The organism is Streptomyces sp. NPDC037410 (assembly GCF_055602235.1).
In genome coordinates, this window is sequence record NZ_JBVJWR010000002.1 from 230,094 (window position 1) to 247,435 (window position 17,342).

17 protein-coding genes and 1 pseudogene are annotated in these 17,342 nt (G+C 74.3%); 13 read left to right on the forward strand and 5 right to left on the reverse strand.

What is annotated here, in order from left to right; translation table 11 throughout:
* Positions 1-73: 73 nt before the first annotated feature.
* Together ACZ7HT_RS03980 and ACZ7HT_RS03985 are read left to right on the forward strand one after the other, a co-directional pair.
* Positions 74-535, forward strand: coding sequence for an ATP-binding protein (locus tag ACZ7HT_RS03980; RefSeq protein WP_471159438.1), 462 nt, complete (start codon positions 74-76; stop codon positions 533-535).
* A gap of 65 nt (positions 536-600) precedes the next feature.
* Positions 601-927 carry a plasmid stabilization protein gene (locus ACZ7HT_RS03985; RefSeq protein ID WP_471159440.1) on the forward strand — a complete coding sequence of 109 codons (327 nt, stop codon included), beginning with the start codon at positions 601-603 and terminating at the stop codon, positions 925-927.
* A 9-nt stretch (positions 928-936) separates the two neighbouring features.
* On the opposite strand, the gene ACZ7HT_RS03990 is transcribed toward ACZ7HT_RS03985, so the two are convergent.
* The 3 genes from ACZ7HT_RS03990 to ACZ7HT_RS04000 all read right to left on the reverse strand — a co-directional run bounded on the left by ACZ7HT_RS03990 (position 937) and on the right by ACZ7HT_RS04000 (position 3,778).
* Positions 937-2,286, reverse strand: coding sequence for a carboxyl transferase domain-containing protein (locus tag ACZ7HT_RS03990; RefSeq protein ID WP_471159442.1), 1,350 nt, complete (start codon positions 2,284-2,286; stop codon positions 937-939).
* A gap of 82 nt (positions 2,287-2,368) precedes the next feature.
* A complete protein-coding gene (locus tag ACZ7HT_RS03995) occupies positions 2,369-3,307 on the reverse strand; it encodes a radical SAM protein (RefSeq protein ID WP_471159443.1) in 939 nt (312 codons plus the stop codon).
* 285 nt (positions 3,308-3,592) lie between these two features.
* Positions 3,593-3,778, reverse strand: a complete 186-nt coding sequence (locus tag ACZ7HT_RS04000; RefSeq protein WP_471159445.1) for a hypothetical protein — start codon at positions 3,776-3,778, stop codon at positions 3,593-3,595.
* A gap of 7 nt (positions 3,779-3,785) precedes the next feature.
* Here ACZ7HT_RS04000 and ACZ7HT_RS04005 point away from each other — a divergent pair.
* Positions 3,786-3,854 (forward strand): annotated as a pseudogene (locus tag ACZ7HT_RS04005) (hypothetical protein); the annotation flags it as partial.
* An 88-nt stretch (positions 3,855-3,942) separates the two neighbouring features.
* Here ACZ7HT_RS04005 and ACZ7HT_RS04010 read toward each other — a convergent pair.
* Positions 3,943-4,401, reverse strand: coding sequence for a Crp/Fnr family transcriptional regulator (locus tag ACZ7HT_RS04010; protein ID WP_471159447.1), 459 nt, complete (start codon positions 4,399-4,401; stop codon positions 3,943-3,945).
* A gap of 229 nt (positions 4,402-4,630) precedes the next feature.
* Here ACZ7HT_RS04010 and ACZ7HT_RS04015 point away from each other — a divergent pair, with 229 nt between their 5' ends.
* The 5 genes from ACZ7HT_RS04015 (at position 4,631) to ACZ7HT_RS04035 (ending at position 9,648) form a co-directional block, all read left to right on the forward strand.
* Complete coding sequence (locus ACZ7HT_RS04015; RefSeq protein ID WP_471159449.1) at positions 4,631-5,386, forward strand: amino acid ABC transporter ATP-binding protein; 756 nt, start codon at positions 4,631-4,633, stop codon at positions 5,384-5,386.
* 36 nt (positions 5,387-5,422) lie between these two features.
* Positions 5,423-6,271 carry a glutamate ABC transporter substrate-binding protein gene (locus ACZ7HT_RS04020; protein ID WP_471159451.1) on the forward strand — a complete coding sequence of 283 codons (849 nt, stop codon included), beginning with the start codon at positions 5,423-5,425 and terminating at the stop codon, positions 6,269-6,271.
* A gap of 10 nt (positions 6,272-6,281) precedes the next feature.
* On the forward strand, positions 6,282-6,947 hold the full coding sequence (locus ACZ7HT_RS04025) for an amino acid ABC transporter permease (protein WP_359519261.1): 666 nt from the start codon (positions 6,282-6,284) through the stop codon (positions 6,945-6,947).
* Positions 6,944-7,846 (forward strand): amino acid ABC transporter permease, encoded by a 903-nt coding sequence (locus tag ACZ7HT_RS04030; protein WP_471159454.1) that lies wholly within the window; start codon positions 6,944-6,946, stop codon positions 7,844-7,846. The genes ACZ7HT_RS04025 and ACZ7HT_RS04030 overlap by 4 nt, the downstream gene beginning before the upstream one ends.
* Before the next feature lie 200 nt (positions 7,847-8,046).
* A complete protein-coding gene (locus tag ACZ7HT_RS04035) occupies positions 8,047-9,648 on the forward strand; it encodes a molybdopterin-dependent oxidoreductase (RefSeq protein WP_471159456.1) in 1,602 nt (533 codons plus the stop codon).
* A 42-nt stretch (positions 9,649-9,690) separates the two neighbouring features.
* Here the strand turns inward: ACZ7HT_RS04035 and ACZ7HT_RS04040 are convergent, their stop codons facing one another.
* Positions 9,691-10,914: a GNAT family N-acetyltransferase gene (locus tag ACZ7HT_RS04040; RefSeq protein WP_471159458.1), complete on the reverse strand. Its 1,224-nt coding sequence runs from the start codon at positions 10,912-10,914 to the stop codon at positions 9,691-9,693.
* Positions 10,915-11,197: 283 nt separating this feature from the next.
* Between ACZ7HT_RS04040 and ACZ7HT_RS04045 the strand changes: the two genes are divergently transcribed.
* From ACZ7HT_RS04045 to ACZ7HT_RS04065, 5 genes are all read left to right on the forward strand, one after another.
* Positions 11,198-13,366, forward strand: a complete 2,169-nt coding sequence (locus ACZ7HT_RS04045; RefSeq protein ID WP_471159460.1) for an ATP-binding protein — start codon at positions 11,198-11,200, stop codon at positions 13,364-13,366.
* Positions 13,367-13,370: 4 nt separating this feature from the next.
* Positions 13,371-14,522, forward strand: a complete 1,152-nt coding sequence (locus ACZ7HT_RS04050) for a sulfite oxidase (RefSeq protein ID WP_471159462.1) — start codon at positions 13,371-13,373, stop codon at positions 14,520-14,522.
* A 66-nt stretch (positions 14,523-14,588) separates the two neighbouring features.
* Positions 14,589-15,419 carry an ammonia-dependent NAD(+) synthetase gene (nadE, locus tag ACZ7HT_RS04055; protein ID WP_471159464.1) on the forward strand — a complete coding sequence of 277 codons (831 nt, stop codon included), beginning with the start codon at positions 14,589-14,591 and terminating at the stop codon, positions 15,417-15,419.
* A gap of 74 nt (positions 15,420-15,493) precedes the next feature.
* Positions 15,494-15,880 (forward strand): VOC family protein, encoded by a 387-nt coding sequence (locus ACZ7HT_RS04060; RefSeq protein WP_471159466.1) that lies wholly within the window; start codon positions 15,494-15,496, stop codon positions 15,878-15,880.
* Positions 15,881-15,972: 92 nt separating this feature from the next.
* Positions 15,973-17,280, forward strand: a complete 1,308-nt coding sequence (locus ACZ7HT_RS04065; protein WP_471159468.1) for an alpha/beta fold hydrolase — start codon at positions 15,973-15,975, stop codon at positions 17,278-17,280.
* Positions 17,281-17,342 lie beyond the last annotated feature (62 nt).

A 17,342-nucleotide genomic window follows, 5' to 3' on the forward strand; every position in this document is an offset into this window, starting at 1 on the left:
GCCCCGGCCCGGTCACCGACCCAGCGGAGGTCGATCGCGGTCACCTGGCCGAGACTGGGGGAAGGAGGCGCCCATGGGTGACGGTGACGGCGGCCCCCAGGAGCAGGTCCGTCGGCTGGTGCTGCACGGCACGCGCGGGGTCGTCTCGCGCTGCCGGGACTTCACGGCGGAGGCGCTGACCGACTGGGGCTGGATCCCGGCGGACAGCGAGGAGGCGGGGGAGCGGGTCGAGGACGTCCTGCTCCTCGTCTCCGAGGTCGTCACCAACGCCTGCCTGCACGCGGGCGGCCCCGAGGAGTTCGTCCTGCGGAACGGGCAGGGGCGGCTGCGCGTGGAGGTGTCCGACGCCAGCCCCGAGCACCCGCGCGCACGGGTCCCGCGGTCCCCCGCGCTGCCCGGCGGGCACGGCCTGATGGTCCTCGACCTGCTGGCCGCCGAGTGGGGCAGCCGGGACAAGGAGCCGGGAGCCGTGGGCAAGGTGGTCTGGCTGGAGGTCGGCCGCCCGCCCCGCAGGAAGACCGGCGCACCCGGTTAGACCCGGCGGGGGCGGGCAGCCGCCGGACGCGGGGGCCGTCGCATCGGTGCGGAGAGGAGCGGACCATGCCGCGCGGATCGAACGCCAAACGGGAGCGTCAGTACGAGCACATCAAGGACAGCGCTCTGGAGCGGGGCGAGAGCAGGAGGCGCGCCGAGGAGATCGCCGCGCGCACGGTGAACAAGGAGCGGGCGCGGGCCGGCGAGTCGAAGACCGCGAGCAAGAGCTCGACCGAGGACATGTCCTCCGGACGCCGCGGCGGCCTGCGCTCACACAGCGGCGCGCAGGGCCCGACCTACGACCAGCTCTACGCCGAGGCCCGGCGCCGCGACATCCACGGCCGCTCCTCGATGGACAAGGCCGAACTGAAGCGGGCCCTGGGCGGCAGCTGAGAGCCCGCGTCAACGAGCATCCGGCCGGTGCTCCACCACACCCCTGACGACGCCGAGGTCCACCAGGTCCCGCGGGCGCAGCCGGAGCTGGTCGGCCGTGGCCGCGGCCTCCTCGGGGGCCCGCTTGAGGATGGCGGTGGCGGACTCGGGCGCGATGACGGAGAAGTAACTGTCCGGCGTGGCCCAGGTGTTGCCCGGGGCGGCGAGCGCGAGGGCGCCGCCCGAGCCGCCCTCGCCGATGAGCAGGGCGGTCACCGGGGTACGGGCGGACGCGACGGCGGCGAACAGGTCGGCGATCGCGGGCCCGGCACCGGCGCGCTCGGCCTCGGCGTCGTTCGCCGCGCCCGGGGTGTCGATGAGGGTGAGCACCGGGATCCGGAGGCGGTCGGCCAGGCGCACGAGACGGGCCGCCGTGCGGAAGCCGGCCGGGCGGGTCGCGGTGCCGCACTGGGCCGCGTAGGCGACCGTACGGCCGTCGGGAAGGCGGCCGAAGCCGCACCGCATGCCCGGGTCGACGCCCCCGCAGCGGTCGCCCGAGATCTCCTCGCGCAGGGTGAATTGGGCGTCGAGGTACGCGCCGGCCCGGGGCCGCTCGGGGTGCCGGGCGCGCGCCACGGCCTCCCGGCCGCTCGCGGCGGGCGCCGCCGGGTCACCGAGCGCGTACGGCGGCGGGACGGGGCCCTCGGCGGGCCGGACGAGCAGCGAGAGCCAGCGCCCGAGGGTCTCGCGCAGCGCGTCCGGCGGCACGATCGCGTCGAGGTGACCGTGGGCGAGCTGGGCCTCCGCGGTGTACGCGGCGGGGTCCGCGTCCGGCGGCCGCACGCGGGAGCCGGCGAAGCCGACCTGGGCGCCGGGCAGGGCGATGACGACATCGGCGCCCGCGCCGAGCGTCGCCCAGCCGCCGCCCGTCGTCGGATCCCGCAGGACGGCGATCTGCGGCAGTCCCTCGGCCCGTGTGATCGCCGACTCGCGTGCGAGGAGCTGGAGTTGGAGGAGGGCGCGCATGCCCTCGTGCATGCGGCTGCCACCCGTGGCCGGCAGCACGACCAGGGGTAGCCGTCGCTCCCGGGCCACGGCGTGCGCGGCGGCGGCCCGCGCGCCCGTCCGCTCCCCGAGGGAGCCCCCGAGGAACCGGAACTCGAAGGAGATCAGCACCGCCGTCACCCCGCCCACCACGCCCGTCCCGCAGACCACGGACTCGGTCTCGCCGGTGCGGTCGGCGGCGCGGGCGTGCGTGGCGGAGTAGCCGGGCCAGCCGATCGGCCCGTCACCGGTCAAAGGGCCTTCCGCGAAAGGGAGTTCGTGGAAGTCGTCGGTGACGAGGGCGATCGCCTCGCGTGCCGTCGTCGGATCGCTCATGCGGGCCTCGCCGCTCGTCGCCGGAGGGTGCGGACGGGATGGTGCTCGTGCGTACGGGATGCTGCGGTGCTGCACCTCCACCCTACCGCCCGGTAGCCGTCGGCTGCCCTATGGCCGTCAGCCGCCGGGGACGAACGCCGCCCGGCGGGCGATCCGCCGCCGGTCGGCCCTCCGTGCCGAAGCGGAGGTCGATCGCCCGGGTGGCCTCCGCCCAGTCCCGCATGGTCCGCACCCGGCCGGGGGCCTCCCGGACGAACGGGTCGTGCCGGCGGGCGACGGCCCGCCGCCACAGCTCCGCCGGAGGATCGGTCAGGACGCTCCCGACGGTCCCCTCGTACGCCGCCATCGCCCGTACCGCGCCGTCCGGTTCGATCTGGAGCACGGGCAGGCAGACCCCCGCGGCGATCAGATCGGGGCTCATCCGCAGGGCCAGGTTGTCGGTGCTCGTCACCCGGACGCCCGGCGGCGCGAGCTCCTGGAGCCGCCGCCCGTACTCCGCGCTGCCCAGGAGCCGCACCCGCGCGTCGTCGAGCAGCTCGTGCTCCACGAAGCCCGGCCGGCTGGCCAGCCCCTCCGGGACGACCGCCCCGAACGACACCTGCCCGAGGCCCGGGAACCGGGGCGCGACGGCGGTCAGGAACTCCTCGACCTGATGGGCGTTGCTCCGCATCACGACGTAGTCGACACCGACGGTCGCCCGGGCCCCGGCGGTCAGCAGCTCCAGCGCGGCCACCGCCCGGTCGAGCGTCCAGCCGCTGGTGAACAGCGACACCGGCACCCCGGCGGCCGTGAACCGCTCCGCGACCGCGAACAGTTCCGGTACGAGCGGCGGTTCGCCCCCGGCCAGGCACACCCCCTGCGTCCCCAGGGCCAGGATCGCGTCGGCGGCGCGCAGCATGTCGTCACCGGAGAGGCGGCGCGCCGGGCGCCGCCCGGACTCGGAGTAGCAGTGCGTGCACCGCAGGGGACACGCGTACGTGATGTCCCACAGGACTTCCAGCGGGTGGTCGGGGATCTCCACGGCGGCTCCTCAGCGCTGTACGGGGTCGTGGTCGCCGTCCGGGGCCGGCACCACCCAGAGGCGTCGCCGCTCGGGCCCCTCCTCGGTGCCCGGGGCCGGTTCGGCGAGGCCCGCGCACGCCTCCGGTACCGGTCGCGTCGCGGACGAGCTCGCCGCGGCGGCCGCGCTCGTCCAGGGGGCGCTCGCGGAGGTGCGGGCCGCCCACGCGGCGGCCGTGGCCCCGGCGGGCGGGCCCGATCCGGCCGCCCTGGAGGCCGTCGCCGAGCGGATGGGCGCGCTCGGGCTTCACCTGTACGCGGCCGAGGCGTTCGGGGAGGCCTCCGGGGCCTGGCGCCGCCGGGGCCGCGCGGCGAGCGCCGCCCGGGCCGCCGCCCGGGCGCTCGCGCTGCGCGGCCGGTGCCAGCAGGCGGTCACCCCGGCGCTCGCCGGAGCCGCCGCGGCGGTCCCGCCGAGCGCCCGGGAGCGGGACATCGCGCTGATGGCCGCGCGCGGCCGTACGAGCAGGGAGATCGCCGAGACGTACGTCCTGTCCGTGCGGACCGTGGAGAACCACCTCGGCAGGATCTACCGCAAGCTCGGCGTCACCGGACGCGCCGACCTGGTGGCCGTCCCGCGAGGCCTGGCCGGGTCGCCGGTCAGGCCAGCACACCGCTTCCGTGCGGGGCGTACAGGTCGAGCAGGCGGACGCGGGTCACATGGAGGCGGTGCGCGAGGATCGAACCCACCCAGAAGATCACCGAGGCGCCGAACTCCGTGTCCGAGTGGCACATCGACCGCACGGCCGGCGCGTCGAACTCGTACGCCCGGACCGGCGTCATCGCCTCCGCCCCCGACTGGCACAGGTAAGGCGGGAACAGCCAGGACAGCCCGACGAGCTCGCCGTGGCGCAGGGTCTCGATCACGGGCGACCCCCGGCCCGGCACCTTCGCGTCGAGGGTCACCGCGCCGGTCTTCACGATCCAGAACCGGTCGGCGTGCTGCTGCTCCTCGAAGAGGCGGTGGCCGGAATCGAAGTACACGTCCTCGGCGAAGGCCATCAGCCGCTCCCGGTGTTCCGGCGGCAATGTGCTGACCTTGGGTGCGGCGATGCTCATGGCGGACCCTCCTCGCGCACTCGGCTCCCACCCCCCAGTGTGAGCCCGCCCGTCGCACCGCGCAGGGTCCGGCCCGCCAGGCGGGGAGCGCCCGGGTCCCGCGCCCCGCTGCGTACCGGTGTCCTCACCCTCCGTACGCCCGTCGTCCGGAGTGCGCCGGGCGGGTGGAGGGCGGAGCATGAACGTGAGGAGGGAGCGGCAAGCGGGGGGCGTGACCCAGGAGGGTGCCATGCCCGTCCCGGACGGCGGCGACGCGCTCGTCGTACTGCGAGGGGTCGACAAGCACTTCGGCACTCTCCACGTCCTCCAGTCCATCGACCTCACGATCCACCGCGGCGAGGTCGTCGTCGTCATCGGGCCGTCCGGCTCGGGGAAGTCGACGCTGTGCCGGGCGATCAACCGCCTGGAGACCATCGACGCGGGCGAGATCGTCGTCGACGGGAAGCCGCTGCCCGCCGAAGGACGCGAACTGGCGGCCCTGCGGGCCGACGTGGGCATGGTCTTCCAGTCCTTCAACCTCTTCGCGCACAAGACCGTGCTCGACAACGTGACCCTCGGGCAGATCAAGGTCCGCAAGAAGGAGCGGAAGAAGGCCGAGGAGCGGGCCCGCGCCCTCCTCGACCGGGTCGGCGTCGCCTCGCAGGCGGACAAGTACCCGGCGCAGCTCTCCGGGGGCCAGCAGCAGCGCGTGGCGATCGCCCGCGCCCTCGCCATGGATCCGAAGGTGATGCTCTTCGACGAGCCGACGTCCGCGCTCGACCCCGAGATGATCAACGAGGTCCTGGAGGTCATGCGCCAACTGGCGCGGGACGGGATGACGATGGTGGTCGTCACCCACGAGATGGGCTTCGCCCGCTCCGCCGCCAACCGCGTGGTCTTCATGGCCGACGGACGGATCGTCGAGGAGACGACCCCGGACGAGTTCTTCCACAACCCGCGCAGCGACCGCGCCAAGGACTTCCTCTCCAAGATCCTCCACCACTGACCTGCCAGCCCAGCCCAGCCTCCAGGGGTGATCCTCATGAACCCGCTCAGGACCAGCAGGGCCGTCGTGGCCGCCGCCGCGGCAGTCGTCCTCTCCGTCACCGCGTCCGGATTCGCGAACGCCGCGGCCGGGGCGCCACGGGACAGCGGCGACAACGGCAAGATCGTCATCGGCATCAAGTTCGACCAGCCCGGCATCGGCCTGAAGACCCCCGACGGGAAGTACACCGGCTTCGACGTCGACGTGGCGACCTATGTCGCCAAGCAGCTGGGGCACGACCCGAAGGACATCGAGTGGAAGGAGGCCAAGAGCGCCGACCGCGAGACGCTGCTCCAGCGCGGCGACGTGGACTTCATCACGGCCTCGTACTCGATCACGCCCAAGCGGTTGGAGAAGGTCGACTTCGCGGGTCCCTATCTGCTCGCCCACCAGGACGTCCTGATCCGCGCGGATGACGACTCGATCAAGAAGCCGTCCGACCTGAACAACAAGAAGCTCTGCTCGGTCACCGGCTCGACCTCCGCGCAGAACGTCAAGGACAAGATCGCCCCCAACGCCCAACTCCAGGAGTACGGCGGCTACTCCGAGTGCCTGACCGGCCTGGAGAACGGGGTCATCGACGCCGTCACCACCGACGACGCGATCCTCGCCGGATACGCCGCGCAGCCCGAGTTCAAGGGCAAGTTCAAGCTCGGCGGCTTCAAGATGAGCAACGAGAACTACGGCATCGGCGTCCAGAAGGGCAGCGAGCTCAAGGCCAAGATCAACACGGCCCTGGAGAAGATGGTCGCCGACGGCTCGTGGCAGGCCGCTGTCGACAAGAACCTGGGTCCGTCCGGCTACCAGAACGAGCCCGCCCCGAAGATCGGCGTCATCGTCCAGTGAGCAGGCCGCCGTGTTCGACTTCCTCCAGGGGTACGACCTGCTCGGAGCCTTCTGGGTGACGGTGCAGCTCACCGTCTACTCCGCGATCGGCTCCCTCGTCTGGGGGACGCTGCTGGCCGCGATGCGCGTCAGCCCCGTCCCCCTCATGCGGGGCTTCGGCACCGCCTACGTCAACATCGTCCGCAACATCCCCCTCACCGTCATCATCGTCTTCACCTCGCTCGGCCTCTTCCAGACCCTCGGAGTCAGCCTCGGCGCCGAACGGTTCACCACCATCAACTTCCGCCTCGCCGTCCTCGGCCTCACCGCCTACACCAGCGCCTTCGTCTGCGAGGCCCTGCGCTCCGGCATCAACACCGTCCCCCTGGGACAGGTCGAGGCCGCCCGCGCCATCGGCCTCAGCTTCCCCCAGGTGCTGCGCCTGATCGTGCTCCCGCAGGCCTTCCGCTCCGTCGTCGCACCGCTCGCCAACGTCCTCATCGCCCTCACCAAGAACACCACCGTCGCCGCCGCCATCGGCGTCGCCGAAGCCGCCCTGCTGATGCGCGAGATGATCGAGAACGAGGCCCAGCTGCTCCTCATCTCCGCGATCTTCGCCGTCGGCTTCCTCTGCCTGACCCTGCCCACCGGGCTCTTCCTCGGCTGGGTGGCCAAGAAGGTGGCGGTGAAGCGGTGAAGGACAAGCCCACCGTCCTCTACGACGTCCCCGGCCCGCGCGCCCGGCGGCGCAACCTCCTCTGGAGCGTGCTGTTCCTGATCGGGTTCGCCGCCGTCGTGTGGTGGGTCGTCGCGAGCCTCGCCGACAAGAACCAGCTCGAATGGTCCAAGTGGGCGCCCTTCTTCACCGACGCCCGCGTCTGGGAGACGTACATCCTGCCCGCCCTCAAGAACACCGTCATCGCCGCGGCGCTCGCCATGGTCATCGCGCTGCCCCTCGGCGCGTTCCTCGGCATCCTCCGGCTCTCCGACCACGTCCTCGTCCGCTCCGTCGCCGGCACCGTCGTCGAGTTCTTCCGGGCCATCCCCGTCCTGATCCTCATGCTCTTCGCGGACGCCGCCTACTCCGAGTTCACCGACGTCAGCCCGGACAACCGGCCCCTGTACGCCGTCGTCACCGGTCTCGTCCTCTACAACGCCTCCGTGCTCGCCGAGGTCGTCCGCGCCGGCATCCTCGCCCTCCCCACCGGGCAGACCGACGCGGCCAAGGCCATCGGCATGCGCAAGGGCCAGATCATGACCTCCGTCCTCCTGCCGCAGGCCGTCACCGCCATGCTCCCCGCCCTCGTCAGCCAGCTCGTCGTCATCGTCAAGGACACCGCCCTCGGCGGCGCGATGCTCGGCTTCTCCGAACTCCTCGCCTCCGTCCGCCCGATGAGCGCCAACTACGGCGCCAACACCATCGCCTGCTTCACCGTCGTCGCCGTGATCTTCATCGCCCTCAACTTCGCGCTCACCACCTTCGCCTCCTGGCTCGAACGCCGGCTGCGGCGCGGCAAGAAGTCCACCGGCGCGGTCGTCGGCGTCGAGGCCGTGCAGGAACTGGCGGCACCGGGCGAGCACCCGGACACGCACTGAGAGCAGTGGCGGGCGAGCAGGCGGGCGCATGACTAGAGCCGTAGCGGGCGGGCAGGCGGACGCGTGCTGGGAGCAGTGGCGGGCGGGCGGGCAGGCAGATGCGCGCTGAGAGCCGTGGCCGGGCGCGCGCAGGACACGCGCGGGGGCCCATCCGGGTGATGCGGCCCATCCGGGCGGCCGGGTGTGCCGAAATAGCGACCATGAACGCCACCAGGCCCGCGCCCCAGCCCCACGACGAACCGCGCCGCGAACCCACCCGCACCGACCGTCTCCTCGCCGCGCTCGGCGGCCTCGTCTCGGCGTACGTCTCCCTGGCCGTCGCGGACCTCGTCGCCCACTGGGTACGCCCCGAGGCGAGCCCCGTCCCGGCCGTCGGCGGCGCCGTCGTCGACAGCACCCCGGCCGCCGTCAAGGAGTGGGCCATCCGCGCCTTCGGCGAGAACGACAAGACCGTCCTCCAGCTCGGCATCCTGCTCCTGCTCGCCCTCCTCGCCCTCGGGGTCGGGCTGCTCGCGCTGCGCCACCGCCTGCTCGGCGCGGCGGCCGTCGGGGCCTTCGGCGTCTTCGGGGCCGTCGCCGCCGTCACCCGCCCCGACTCCGAGTCCGTCACGGACGCCGTCCCCTCCCTGGTCGGCGCGGCGGCCGGCGCGCTCCTCCTGTACGTCCTGACCGGCCGGCTCCTCACGCCCCGGCCCGGGACCGCGCGCGCCGACCGGCGCGGCTTCCTGATCGTCGCCGCCTCCACCGGACTCGCCGCGACCGGCGCCGCCGCGATCGCCCGCGCCGTCGGCACCCCCGTACAGGAGAACGCCGCCGCCTCCCGTGCGGCCCTCGTCCTGCCCCGACCCGATTCCCCCGCCCCGGGCGTACCCGCCGGAGCGCGGCTCGACGTCCCCGGCCTCGGTCCCTTCGTCACCCCGAACCGCGACTTCTACCGCGTCGACACCGCGCTCATCGTCCCCAAGGTCGACGCCGACCGCTGGCGGCTGCGCATCCACGGCAGCGGCGTCCGCGAGGAACGCACCCTCACCCTGCGGCAGCTCATGGCCCGGCCCACGGTCGAGCGGGACATCACCCTGTGCTGCGTCTCCAACGAGGTCGGCGGTCCGCTCGTCGGCAACGCCCGCTGGCTCGGCGTCCCCCTCGCCCCCCTGCTCCGCGAGGCCGGCGTCCGCCCGCCCTCCGAAGGCGGCCCCGCCGACCAACTCGTCGCCCGCTCCGTCGACGGCATGACCATCGGCACCCCCGTCGAAGCCGTCATGGACGGCCGCGACGCGCTCCTCGCCTTCGGGATGAACGGCGAACCCCTGCCCTTCACCCACGGCTTCCCCGTCCGCATGGTCGTCCCCGGCCTCTACGGCTACGTCTCCGCCTGCAAGTGGATCGCGTCCATCGAGCTCACCACCTTCGACGCGTACGACGCCTACTGGGTGCCGCGCGGCTGGGCGGCGCAGGCCCCCGTCAAGACGCAGTCCCGCATCGACACCCCGCGCGACGGCGCCCACCCCGCCGCCGGCACCGTCATGGTCGCCGGGGTCGCCTGGGCCCAGCACCGGGGCATCCGCCGGGTCGAGGTGCGGGTCGACGACGGCCCCTGGCAGGACGCCCGGCTCGCGGCGCAGGACAGCGCCGACACCTGGCGGCAGTGGGTCCACCCCTGGGCCGCCACCCCCGGCCGCCACACCCTCACCGTCCGCGCCACCGACGGCACCGGCACCACCCAGCCCGAGCACCGCACGGACACCATGCCCGACGGAGCTCAGGGCTGGCACTCGATCGACGTCACCGTCGCAGGAGCGTGACCCCCGGCCTGTGGGCCCTCAGAACCAGTGCCCGGTGGGCCCTCAGAACCAGTGCAGACAGTGCGGGGCGCGGTCCCCGCGGAACAGGGCGTCGGCGAGCGCGGCCGCACCCGGGCGGTGGGCCCGGACGTGCCCGGCGCGCACGAGGGTGCTCGGGGCGGTGCCGCCCAGGTAGACCGAGCCCAGGTCCCGCACGTCCAGGGACAGGTCGGGCTCCCGGTCCGTCGGGACGCACTCGGCCTTGCCGCCCCGGACGGTCAGCAGATGGCGGCCGCGCTCCCCGAGGAACGGGTCGTCGACATCGAGGACGAGCTCGCCGTCCGTGAACCAGCCGCGCGCGGTCAGCGCGCCCGGCACGTCGAGCAGCCGCACCCAGAGCCAGTCGGTGTCCTTGGCCACCTCGCCGGCGCGGAAGTCCGCGAGCTGCCAGCGCAGCGGGTGCCCGGGCGGGACGTGCTTGAACATGACCTGCTCGACCAGGTCGTGTTCGAGGACGAACCGGGCCAGGGCCGTGAAGACGGCGTCGTCGCAGGCGATCGTCTCGTCGACGGTCAGCGTGCGGTCGTCGCCGACCGAGTAACTGGCGTACCCGTCAGGGGTCCCGTCGGCGTCCCGGTGGAGCGCCACGTACCGTGCGGTCGGAGCGATCGGGGGCTGCCCCGCCCGCAGGGCCCACCAGCGGTGCGGCCGGGACAGCGCGCCGGGCTGCGCGCGGCGGTACCGGTCGTAGACCGCTTCGAGGACCTCCGCGCACTCGGCACGCCGCAGCACCTCGACCGAGCCCGCGCCTGCCGCGTCCGTGGTCCCGAGCGCCCGGGGGAGCGCCAGTGCGGCCCGCCGGCGCGGCACCGTCAGCCACTGCGTGTACGTCGCCGGGCCGTAGCCGAACCTGCCGTAGATCGTGGCCTCGGAGGCGAGGAGTACGGAAAGGAAGTCGCCCCGGGCGCGCAGCTCGGTGAGCTGACGCCGCATCATCGCGCTGAGTACGCCCCGGCGCCGGTGGGAGGGCAGCACGCCGACGGCGGTCACCCCGCCGACCGGGACGCGGACCTCACCGGGCAGGGTGAGCTCGAAGGAGTACGACGCGGCCGTGCCGACGGGCCGCCCGTCCTCCGCCAGGGCGAACAGGCCACGCTCCATCTCGAACGCCGACCACCAGGCCCCGCCGCCGTCCTCGGCCGGCGTGTCGGGGACGAGGGCGAACGCGGTGTGCATCGTGTCGACGAAGAGGCCGCGGTCCTGCTCGGTCGTGGGACGAATCTCCATCGGTACTGCTGCCTCCCCGGAACACCGGCACCACCGTCCGTGGTGCCCCGCACAGTGCAGCTCCACCCCGTGACCAGGTCAAACGAATTTCCGCCGCCCCGGAGAGAGCCGAGACCGGCGGCGTGACGAACGGCTCCGCAGGTCCAGCACCGAGATCGGCGGCGTGACGAACGGCTCCGCAGGTCGCGTACGGAGACCGGCAGCGTAACGAACCGGATCCGACCGCCCGGTACGGAGACCGGCAGCGTAACGAACCGGCTCCGCAGGTCCGTTCGAGGCCGGCATGAGGGAGACTGCTCCCGTGCGTGGACATCTGCCGGACGAGAACCCCGGTTTCGTGGGACGCCGCACGGAACTGGAGCGCATATCCGCCGCGTTGGCGGAGCACCGCCTCGTCACCGTGACCGGCGTCGGGGGCGTGGGAAAGACCCGGCTCGCCCTGCGCGCCGCGCACCACGCGGCGGACGCCTACCCGGACGGCGCCTGGTGGACCGACCTCGGCCAGCTCGACGGCGACCGGCTCCTCGTCGCCCTCGTCGCCGACTCCGTCGACCTCGCCGACCACACCCCCGGCATGGCCACCACCGGACTCTGCCACCGGCTCGCCGACGACCGGCTGCTCCTCGTCCTGGACTCCTGCGAGCACCTCGCCGAACCCTGCGCCCGGCTCGTCACCGAACTCCTCGCCGCCGCCCCCGGACTCACCGTCCTCGCCACCAGCCGCCGCCCCCTCGGCGTGCCGGGGGAGCGGGTCGTCGCCCTCGACCCGCTGCCGCCCGCCGGACGCGACGCCCTGGAGCTGCTCCGCCGGGCCGCCGGGGAGGACTTCCCCGCCGCCGGGCCCGCCGGCGAGATCTGCGTACGCCTGGAGGGCATCCCGCTCGCCCTGGAACTGGCCGCCGCACAGATCCGCCTCCAGGGCGCCGAAGCCGTCCGCGACCAGCTCGGCACCCGCCTCGACGGCCCGCCGGGAGCCCGCTTCGACCTGCTCGCCCACACCGAGCGGGTCTGGCCGAACCGCCACCAGACCCTGCGCGCCGCCATCGGCTGGAGCCACGAGCTCAGCACCCCCCTCGAACGCCTCCTCTGGGCCCGGCTCTCCGTCTTCCGAGGCCCCTTCGACCTCGCCTCCGCGACCGCCGTCTGCTCCGGCGGCCCCCTGGACCGCGCCACCCTGCCCGGCGCGCTCGACGGGCTCGTCCGCTCCTCCGTCGTCCGGCCGCCCGACGCCGCCGGCCGACTCCGCATGCTCGACACCATCCGCGAGTACGGGGCGACCTGGCTGGACCGGACCGGCGAGACCGCGGCGGTCGCCGACCGGCACGCCGCCCACTTCCTGGGCCTTGCACGCCGGGCCGAGACCGAATGGCACGGGGCCCGCCAGCTCCGCTGGTACCGCACCGTCGACGCGCACCACACCGACCTGCGCACCGCCCTGGACCGGCTGCTGCGCACCGACCCCGACGCCGCCCTCGACCTCGTCGGCTCCGTCGCCTTCGCCTGGTCCTGCCGCGGCCGCCTCCGCGAGGCCCGCGACGGCCTCGAACAGGCCCTCCTCCTCAGCGAGGCCCGCGGCCGCACCCGGGCCCGCGCCCTGTGGGCCCTCGGCGTCACCCTGGTCCTCCAGGGCGAGTCCGGACCCGCGCAGGAGGTCAGCGAGCGCTGCGCCCGCGAGGCCCGACACACGGAGCACGCGCAGCGGATCGAGCACGCCGGGCACCCCTCGTACGAGAGGATTCAGGGACCCGGCGACCTCACGCTCGACGCCGCCGCCCTCGCCGGGCTCCTCGCCCTGACCACGGGCCGTCCGACGGCCGCGTACGTCGTCGTGGGGCACGTCCTCGACGCCGCCCCCGGCGGCCCCGCCGACTCCGCCGCCCGGCTCCGCTGCGACCTCGTCCGGGTCTTCGCCCTCACCGGTCTCGGCCGCCTCGCCGAGGCCAGGGAGCGGGCGCTGCGGCTGCGCGCCCTGTGCGAGGAGCTCGACGAGCACTGGACCCGCACCGCCCTCGACTACCAGCTCGCCCTCACCGGCCTCCTGGAGGGCGACCCGGCGGCCGCCTCCGGCCACGCCCGCGCCATGCTCGAAGGCACCCGGAGCCTCGGCGCCAGCCTCGGTGTCGCCCTGGGCCTCGACGTCCTCGCGACCGCCCTCGCGGCCGCCGGGGACGGCGAGCGCGCGGCGGACGTGAGCGGCACGGGCGAGGCGTACTGGCGCTCCACCGGCCAGCCCCGGCGCGGCCTGATCGGCCTGCGGGCGCTGCGCGAGAAGTACGCCGACACGGCCCGCGCGACGATCGGCGACCCCGCCTACGAGGAGATCTTCGGCCGCGCCCTCACCGGCCCCCCACAGGCCGGCCTCGACCGGGCGCTGCGCGGCCGCCGTCAGGACCAGGGCCCCCTCCCACCCTCCGGCCCGACATGCCCCGCCCCCCGCCCCGGCGCACCATGAGGGCATGGACGGATCCCTCAGTGGTCTGGGTGACATCAGCACACCGGGGCGTGTGGCCGGGCCCGAGGAGGGTGTCAGCCCGCAGGAGCTCGCCCTCGCCGCCCGTAACCACGGACTGCCCCTCGAAGCGCTGCGGTACGACGTCACCCCGCCCGGCCTGCACTACGTCCTCGTCCACTACGACATCCCCGCCACCGACGCCGACGGCTGGCGGCTGACCGTCGGCGGCCGGGTCCTGCGGACGCTCGACCTGGACCTGGCGGCGCTCCGTGCCCGGCCCGCCGTCACCCGCCGGGTGACCCTGGAGTGCGCCGGGAACGGCCGGGCCCGGCTCACCCCCCGCCCGGTCAGCCAGCCCTGGCTGGTGGAGGCCGTCGGGACCGCCGACTGGACCGGAGTCCCGCTGGCCGACCTGCTCGCGGAGGCGGGCATCGCCGAGGACGCCGCCGACGCGGTCTTCACCGGCGCCGACCACGGGGTCGAGCGCGGCGTCGAGCAGGACTACCGCCGCAGCCTGCCCCTGGCCACGGCCGCCGACCCCGCCCGGGACGTCCTCGTCGCGTACGCGATGAACGGCGCGCCCCTGCCGCCGCAGCACGGCAGCCCGCTCCGGCTCGTCGTCCCCGGCTGGTACGGCATGGCCCACGTGAAGTGGCTCCACGACATCACGCTCACCGACACCCCGTACACCGGCTTCCAGCAGAGCGTCGCCTACCGCCTGCGCCAGGACGCCGACGAACCGGGGGAGCCCGTGACGCTCATCGCGCCCCGCGCCCTGATGGTGCCCCCGGGCTTCCCCGACTTCATGTCCCGCACCCGCGTCGTCCGCCCCGGCCCCGTGCCGCTCACCGGGCGCGCCTGGTCCGGGCACGGCCCGGTGACCCGCGTCGAGGTCAGCGAGGACGGCGGCGCGGCCTGGATCGGGGCCGAGATCGAGCGCGACCCCGCGCACCCGTGGGCCTGGTGCGCCTGGCGCACCACCTGGACCGCGACGCCGGGACTGCGCCACCTGACCGTGCGGGCCACCGACACCGCCGGGAACATCCAGCCGCTGGCCCCGCCCTGGAACCGCGGCGGCTTCGCCAACAACCTCGTCCAGCGGGTCGAGGTGCTGTGCACCCCGGAGGCGTCCGAAGCCCGGTCGGCGGGCGCGTAGAGTCGACCCCGGTGCAGCCCCGTACCAGCGGGTACACCGCCGACCGACCCTGACGAGGAGACCTCCGTGACCGACCCGGCGTCCACCGCCCTCCAGCTGCAGATCGCCCGGGACCTCCAGGTCGCCGAGACCTTCGACCCGAAGGCGGAGATCGAGCGCCGGGTGGCCTTCCTCACCGAGCGGCTCACCTCCACCGGACTGCGCTCCCTCGTCCTCGGCATCAGCGGCGGCGTGGACTCCACGACCGCCGGCCGGCTCTGCCAGCTCGCCGTGGAGCGGGCGCGCGCCGCCGGTCATGACGCCACCTTCTTCGCGATGCGCCTGCCGTACGGTGTGCAGGCCGACGAGCGCGACGCGCAGACCGCCCTCGGCTTCATCCGCGCCGACCGGGTCCTCACCGTGGACGTCAAGGCGGCGAGCGACGCGGCCCTGGAGGCCTCCCAGGCCGGTGGCGTCACCTTCCGCGACGCCCACCACCAGGACTTCGTGCACGGCAACATCAAGGCCCGGCAGCGGATGATCGCCCAGTACGCGGTCGCCGGCGCCCACGACGGTCTCGTCGTCGGCACCGACCACGCCGCCGAGGCCGTCTCCGGCTTCTTCACCAAGTTCGGCGACGGCGCCGCCGACGTCGTCCCGCTGACCGGCCTCACCAAGCGCCGCGTCCGCGCGATCGCCGACGAGCTCGGCGCCCCGGCCGAGCTGGTGTGGAAGACGCCCACGGCCGACCTGGAGACCCTCGACCCGGGCAAGGCCGACGAGGACGCGCTCGGCGTCACCTACGACGACATCGACGACTTCCTGGAGGGCAAGCCGGTCGCGGAGGCCGCCTACGCCACGATCGTCCGCCGCTACGAGCTCACCGAGCACAAGCGGCAGCTGCCGATCGCTCCCTGAGCGGACGGCGGGGCGGAGTCGGAGGATCCTGGAAGGGGCGCCTGCTGCGTCAGGCCCCCGGAAGGGAGCACGTCATGTTCGGCGAGTCCACGGCGTACAGCTGCTTCTCGGTCGACGACCTCGACGCCGCACGCCGCTTCTACGGGGACGTCCTCGGCCTGCGGGCGGAGGAGACCGGCCCCGAGGGGATGCGGATGCTCAACCTCACCCTGCCGGGCGGGGCGCGGGTCTTCGTCTACCCCAAGGAGAACCACACCCCCGCCACCTTCACGATCCTCAACTTCGAGGTCGACGACGTGGACCGGGCCGTCGACGAGCTGACGGGGCGCGGAGTGACGTTCGAGCGCTACGAGGGCTTCGAGGCCGACGAGAAGGGCATCGTGCGCGACGGGCGCGTCCCCGCCATCGCCTGGTTCACCGACCCGGCCCGGAACGTCATCGCGGTCCTCTCGCACGGCTGACCGGGTACCGCGAAGGGCCTCGTCCCACGCTGCCGCTCGCCCCCGCCATGTGATCCAATCTCCTCGCGGGGGCGTACCGAACAGGAGCAGCGTTGACCACCTATCGCCAGCCGGGTCTCGTCCTCACCGACCACCGCTTCCCCGTCCCCCTCGACCACACCCGCCCCGACGGCGAGCGCATCGAGGTCTTCGGCCGTGAGGTCGTCGCGAGCGACACGGCCCGCTCCGGCCACGAGAAGCTGCCCTGGCTGGTCTACCTGGAGGGCGGCCCCGGCTTCGGCGCCCGCCGCTTCATCGGCCCGCAGGCCTGGCTCGGCCGCGCCGTGAAGGAGTTCCGGGTCCTCCTCCTCGACCAGCGCGGCACCGGCCGCTCCACCCCCGCCAACCGCCAGACCCTGCCGCTGCGCGGCGGCCCGGCCGAGCAGGCGGACTACCTGGCCCACTTCCGCGCCGACTCGATCGTCGAGGACTGCGAGCTGATCCGCCGGCGGCTCACCGGCGGCGCCCCCTGGACCGTCCTCGGCCAGAGCTTCGGCGGCTTCTGCGCCACCCACTACCTCTCGACCGCCCCCGAAGGCCTGGACACCGTCCTCGTCACCGGCGGCCTGCCCTCCCTGGACGCCACCGCCGACGAGGTCTACCGCGCCGCCTACCCGCGCGTCCTGCGGAAGAACGAGGCCCACTTCGCCCGCTACCCCCAGGACGCCGAACGGGCCCGCGCCATCGCCGCCCACCTCCTGGACCACGAGGTCACCCTGCCCGGCGGCGGGCTCCTCACCGTCGAGGCCTTCCAGTCCCTCGGCATCCTCCTCGGCTCCGGCGAGGGCACCCACCAGCTCCATCTCCTCCTGGAGGGCGCGTTCGTGCCCACCCCGGGCGGGCCCGCACTCGCCGACGCGTTCCTGGAGCAGGTCAAGGCCCACCTCTCGTACGCCGGACACCCGCTGTACGCCGTACTCCACGAGGCCATCTACGCCCAGGGCAAGGGCCCCACCGACTGGGCCGCCGAGCGGGTCCGCGCCGAGTACCCCGAGTTCGACGCCCGCACGGCCCTCGCCGAGGGGGCGCCGCTGCTCTTCACCGGCGAGACCGTCCACCCCTGGCACTTCACCACCGACCCCGCCCTGCGCCCGCTCCGCGAGACCGCCGAACTGCTCGCCGCGCGCACCGACTGGACCCCGCTGTACGACCCCGAGCGCCTCGCCGCCAACGAGGTCCCGGTGGCGGCGGCCGTGTACCACGACGACATGTACGTGGACACCGCCCACTCCCTGGAGACCGCGCGCGCCGTACGCGGCCTGCGGACCTGGGTGACCGACGAGTTCGAGCACGACGGGGTGCGGGCCGGCGGACCGCGCGTCCTCGACCGGCTGCTCTCCCTCGCGCGGCGGGAGATCTGAGGACACAGGTCATAGGATTCGCCGCGCAATCGATCGGCAAGGACACCGGGGCCCGAGCCCCG

Excerpts from the sequence above, each read along its gene's own strand:
- ACZ7HT_RS03980 (WP_471159438.1), top strand. The coding sequence starts at position 74 with ATGGGTGACGGTGACGGCGGCCCCCAGGAGCAGGTCCGTCGGCTGGTG.
- ACZ7HT_RS03985 (WP_471159440.1), top strand. The coding sequence starts at position 601 with ATGCCGCGCGGATCGAACGCCAAACGGGAGCGTCAGTACGAGCACATC.
- ACZ7HT_RS03990 (WP_471159442.1), bottom strand. The coding sequence starts at position 2,286 with ATGAGCGATCCGACGACGGCACGCGAGGCGATCGCCCTCGTCACCGAC.
- ACZ7HT_RS04000 (WP_471159445.1), bottom strand. The coding sequence starts at position 3,778 with ATGTCCCGCTCCCGGGCGCTCGGCGGGACCGCCGCGGCGGCTCCGGCG.
- ACZ7HT_RS04010 (WP_471159447.1), bottom strand. The coding sequence starts at position 4,401 with ATGAGCATCGCCGCACCCAAGGTCAGCACATTGCCGCCGGAACACCGG.
- ACZ7HT_RS04015 (WP_471159449.1), top strand. The coding sequence starts at position 4,631 with ATGCCCGTCCCGGACGGCGGCGACGCGCTCGTCGTACTGCGAGGGGTC.
- ACZ7HT_RS04020 (WP_471159451.1), top strand. The coding sequence starts at position 5,423 with ATGAACCCGCTCAGGACCAGCAGGGCCGTCGTGGCCGCCGCCGCGGCA.
- ACZ7HT_RS04035 (WP_471159456.1), top strand. The coding sequence starts at position 8,047 with ATGAACGCCACCAGGCCCGCGCCCCAGCCCCACGACGAACCGCGCCGC.
- ACZ7HT_RS04040 (WP_471159458.1), bottom strand. The coding sequence starts at position 10,914 with ATGGAGATTCGTCCCACGACCGAGCAGGACCGCGGCCTCTTCGTCGAC.
- ACZ7HT_RS04045 (WP_471159460.1), top strand. The coding sequence starts at position 11,198 with ATGAGGGAGACTGCTCCCGTGCGTGGACATCTGCCGGACGAGAACCCC.
- ACZ7HT_RS04050 (WP_471159462.1), top strand. The coding sequence starts at position 13,371 with ATGGACGGATCCCTCAGTGGTCTGGGTGACATCAGCACACCGGGGCGT.
- ACZ7HT_RS04060 (WP_471159466.1), top strand. The coding sequence starts at position 15,494 with ATGTTCGGCGAGTCCACGGCGTACAGCTGCTTCTCGGTCGACGACCTC.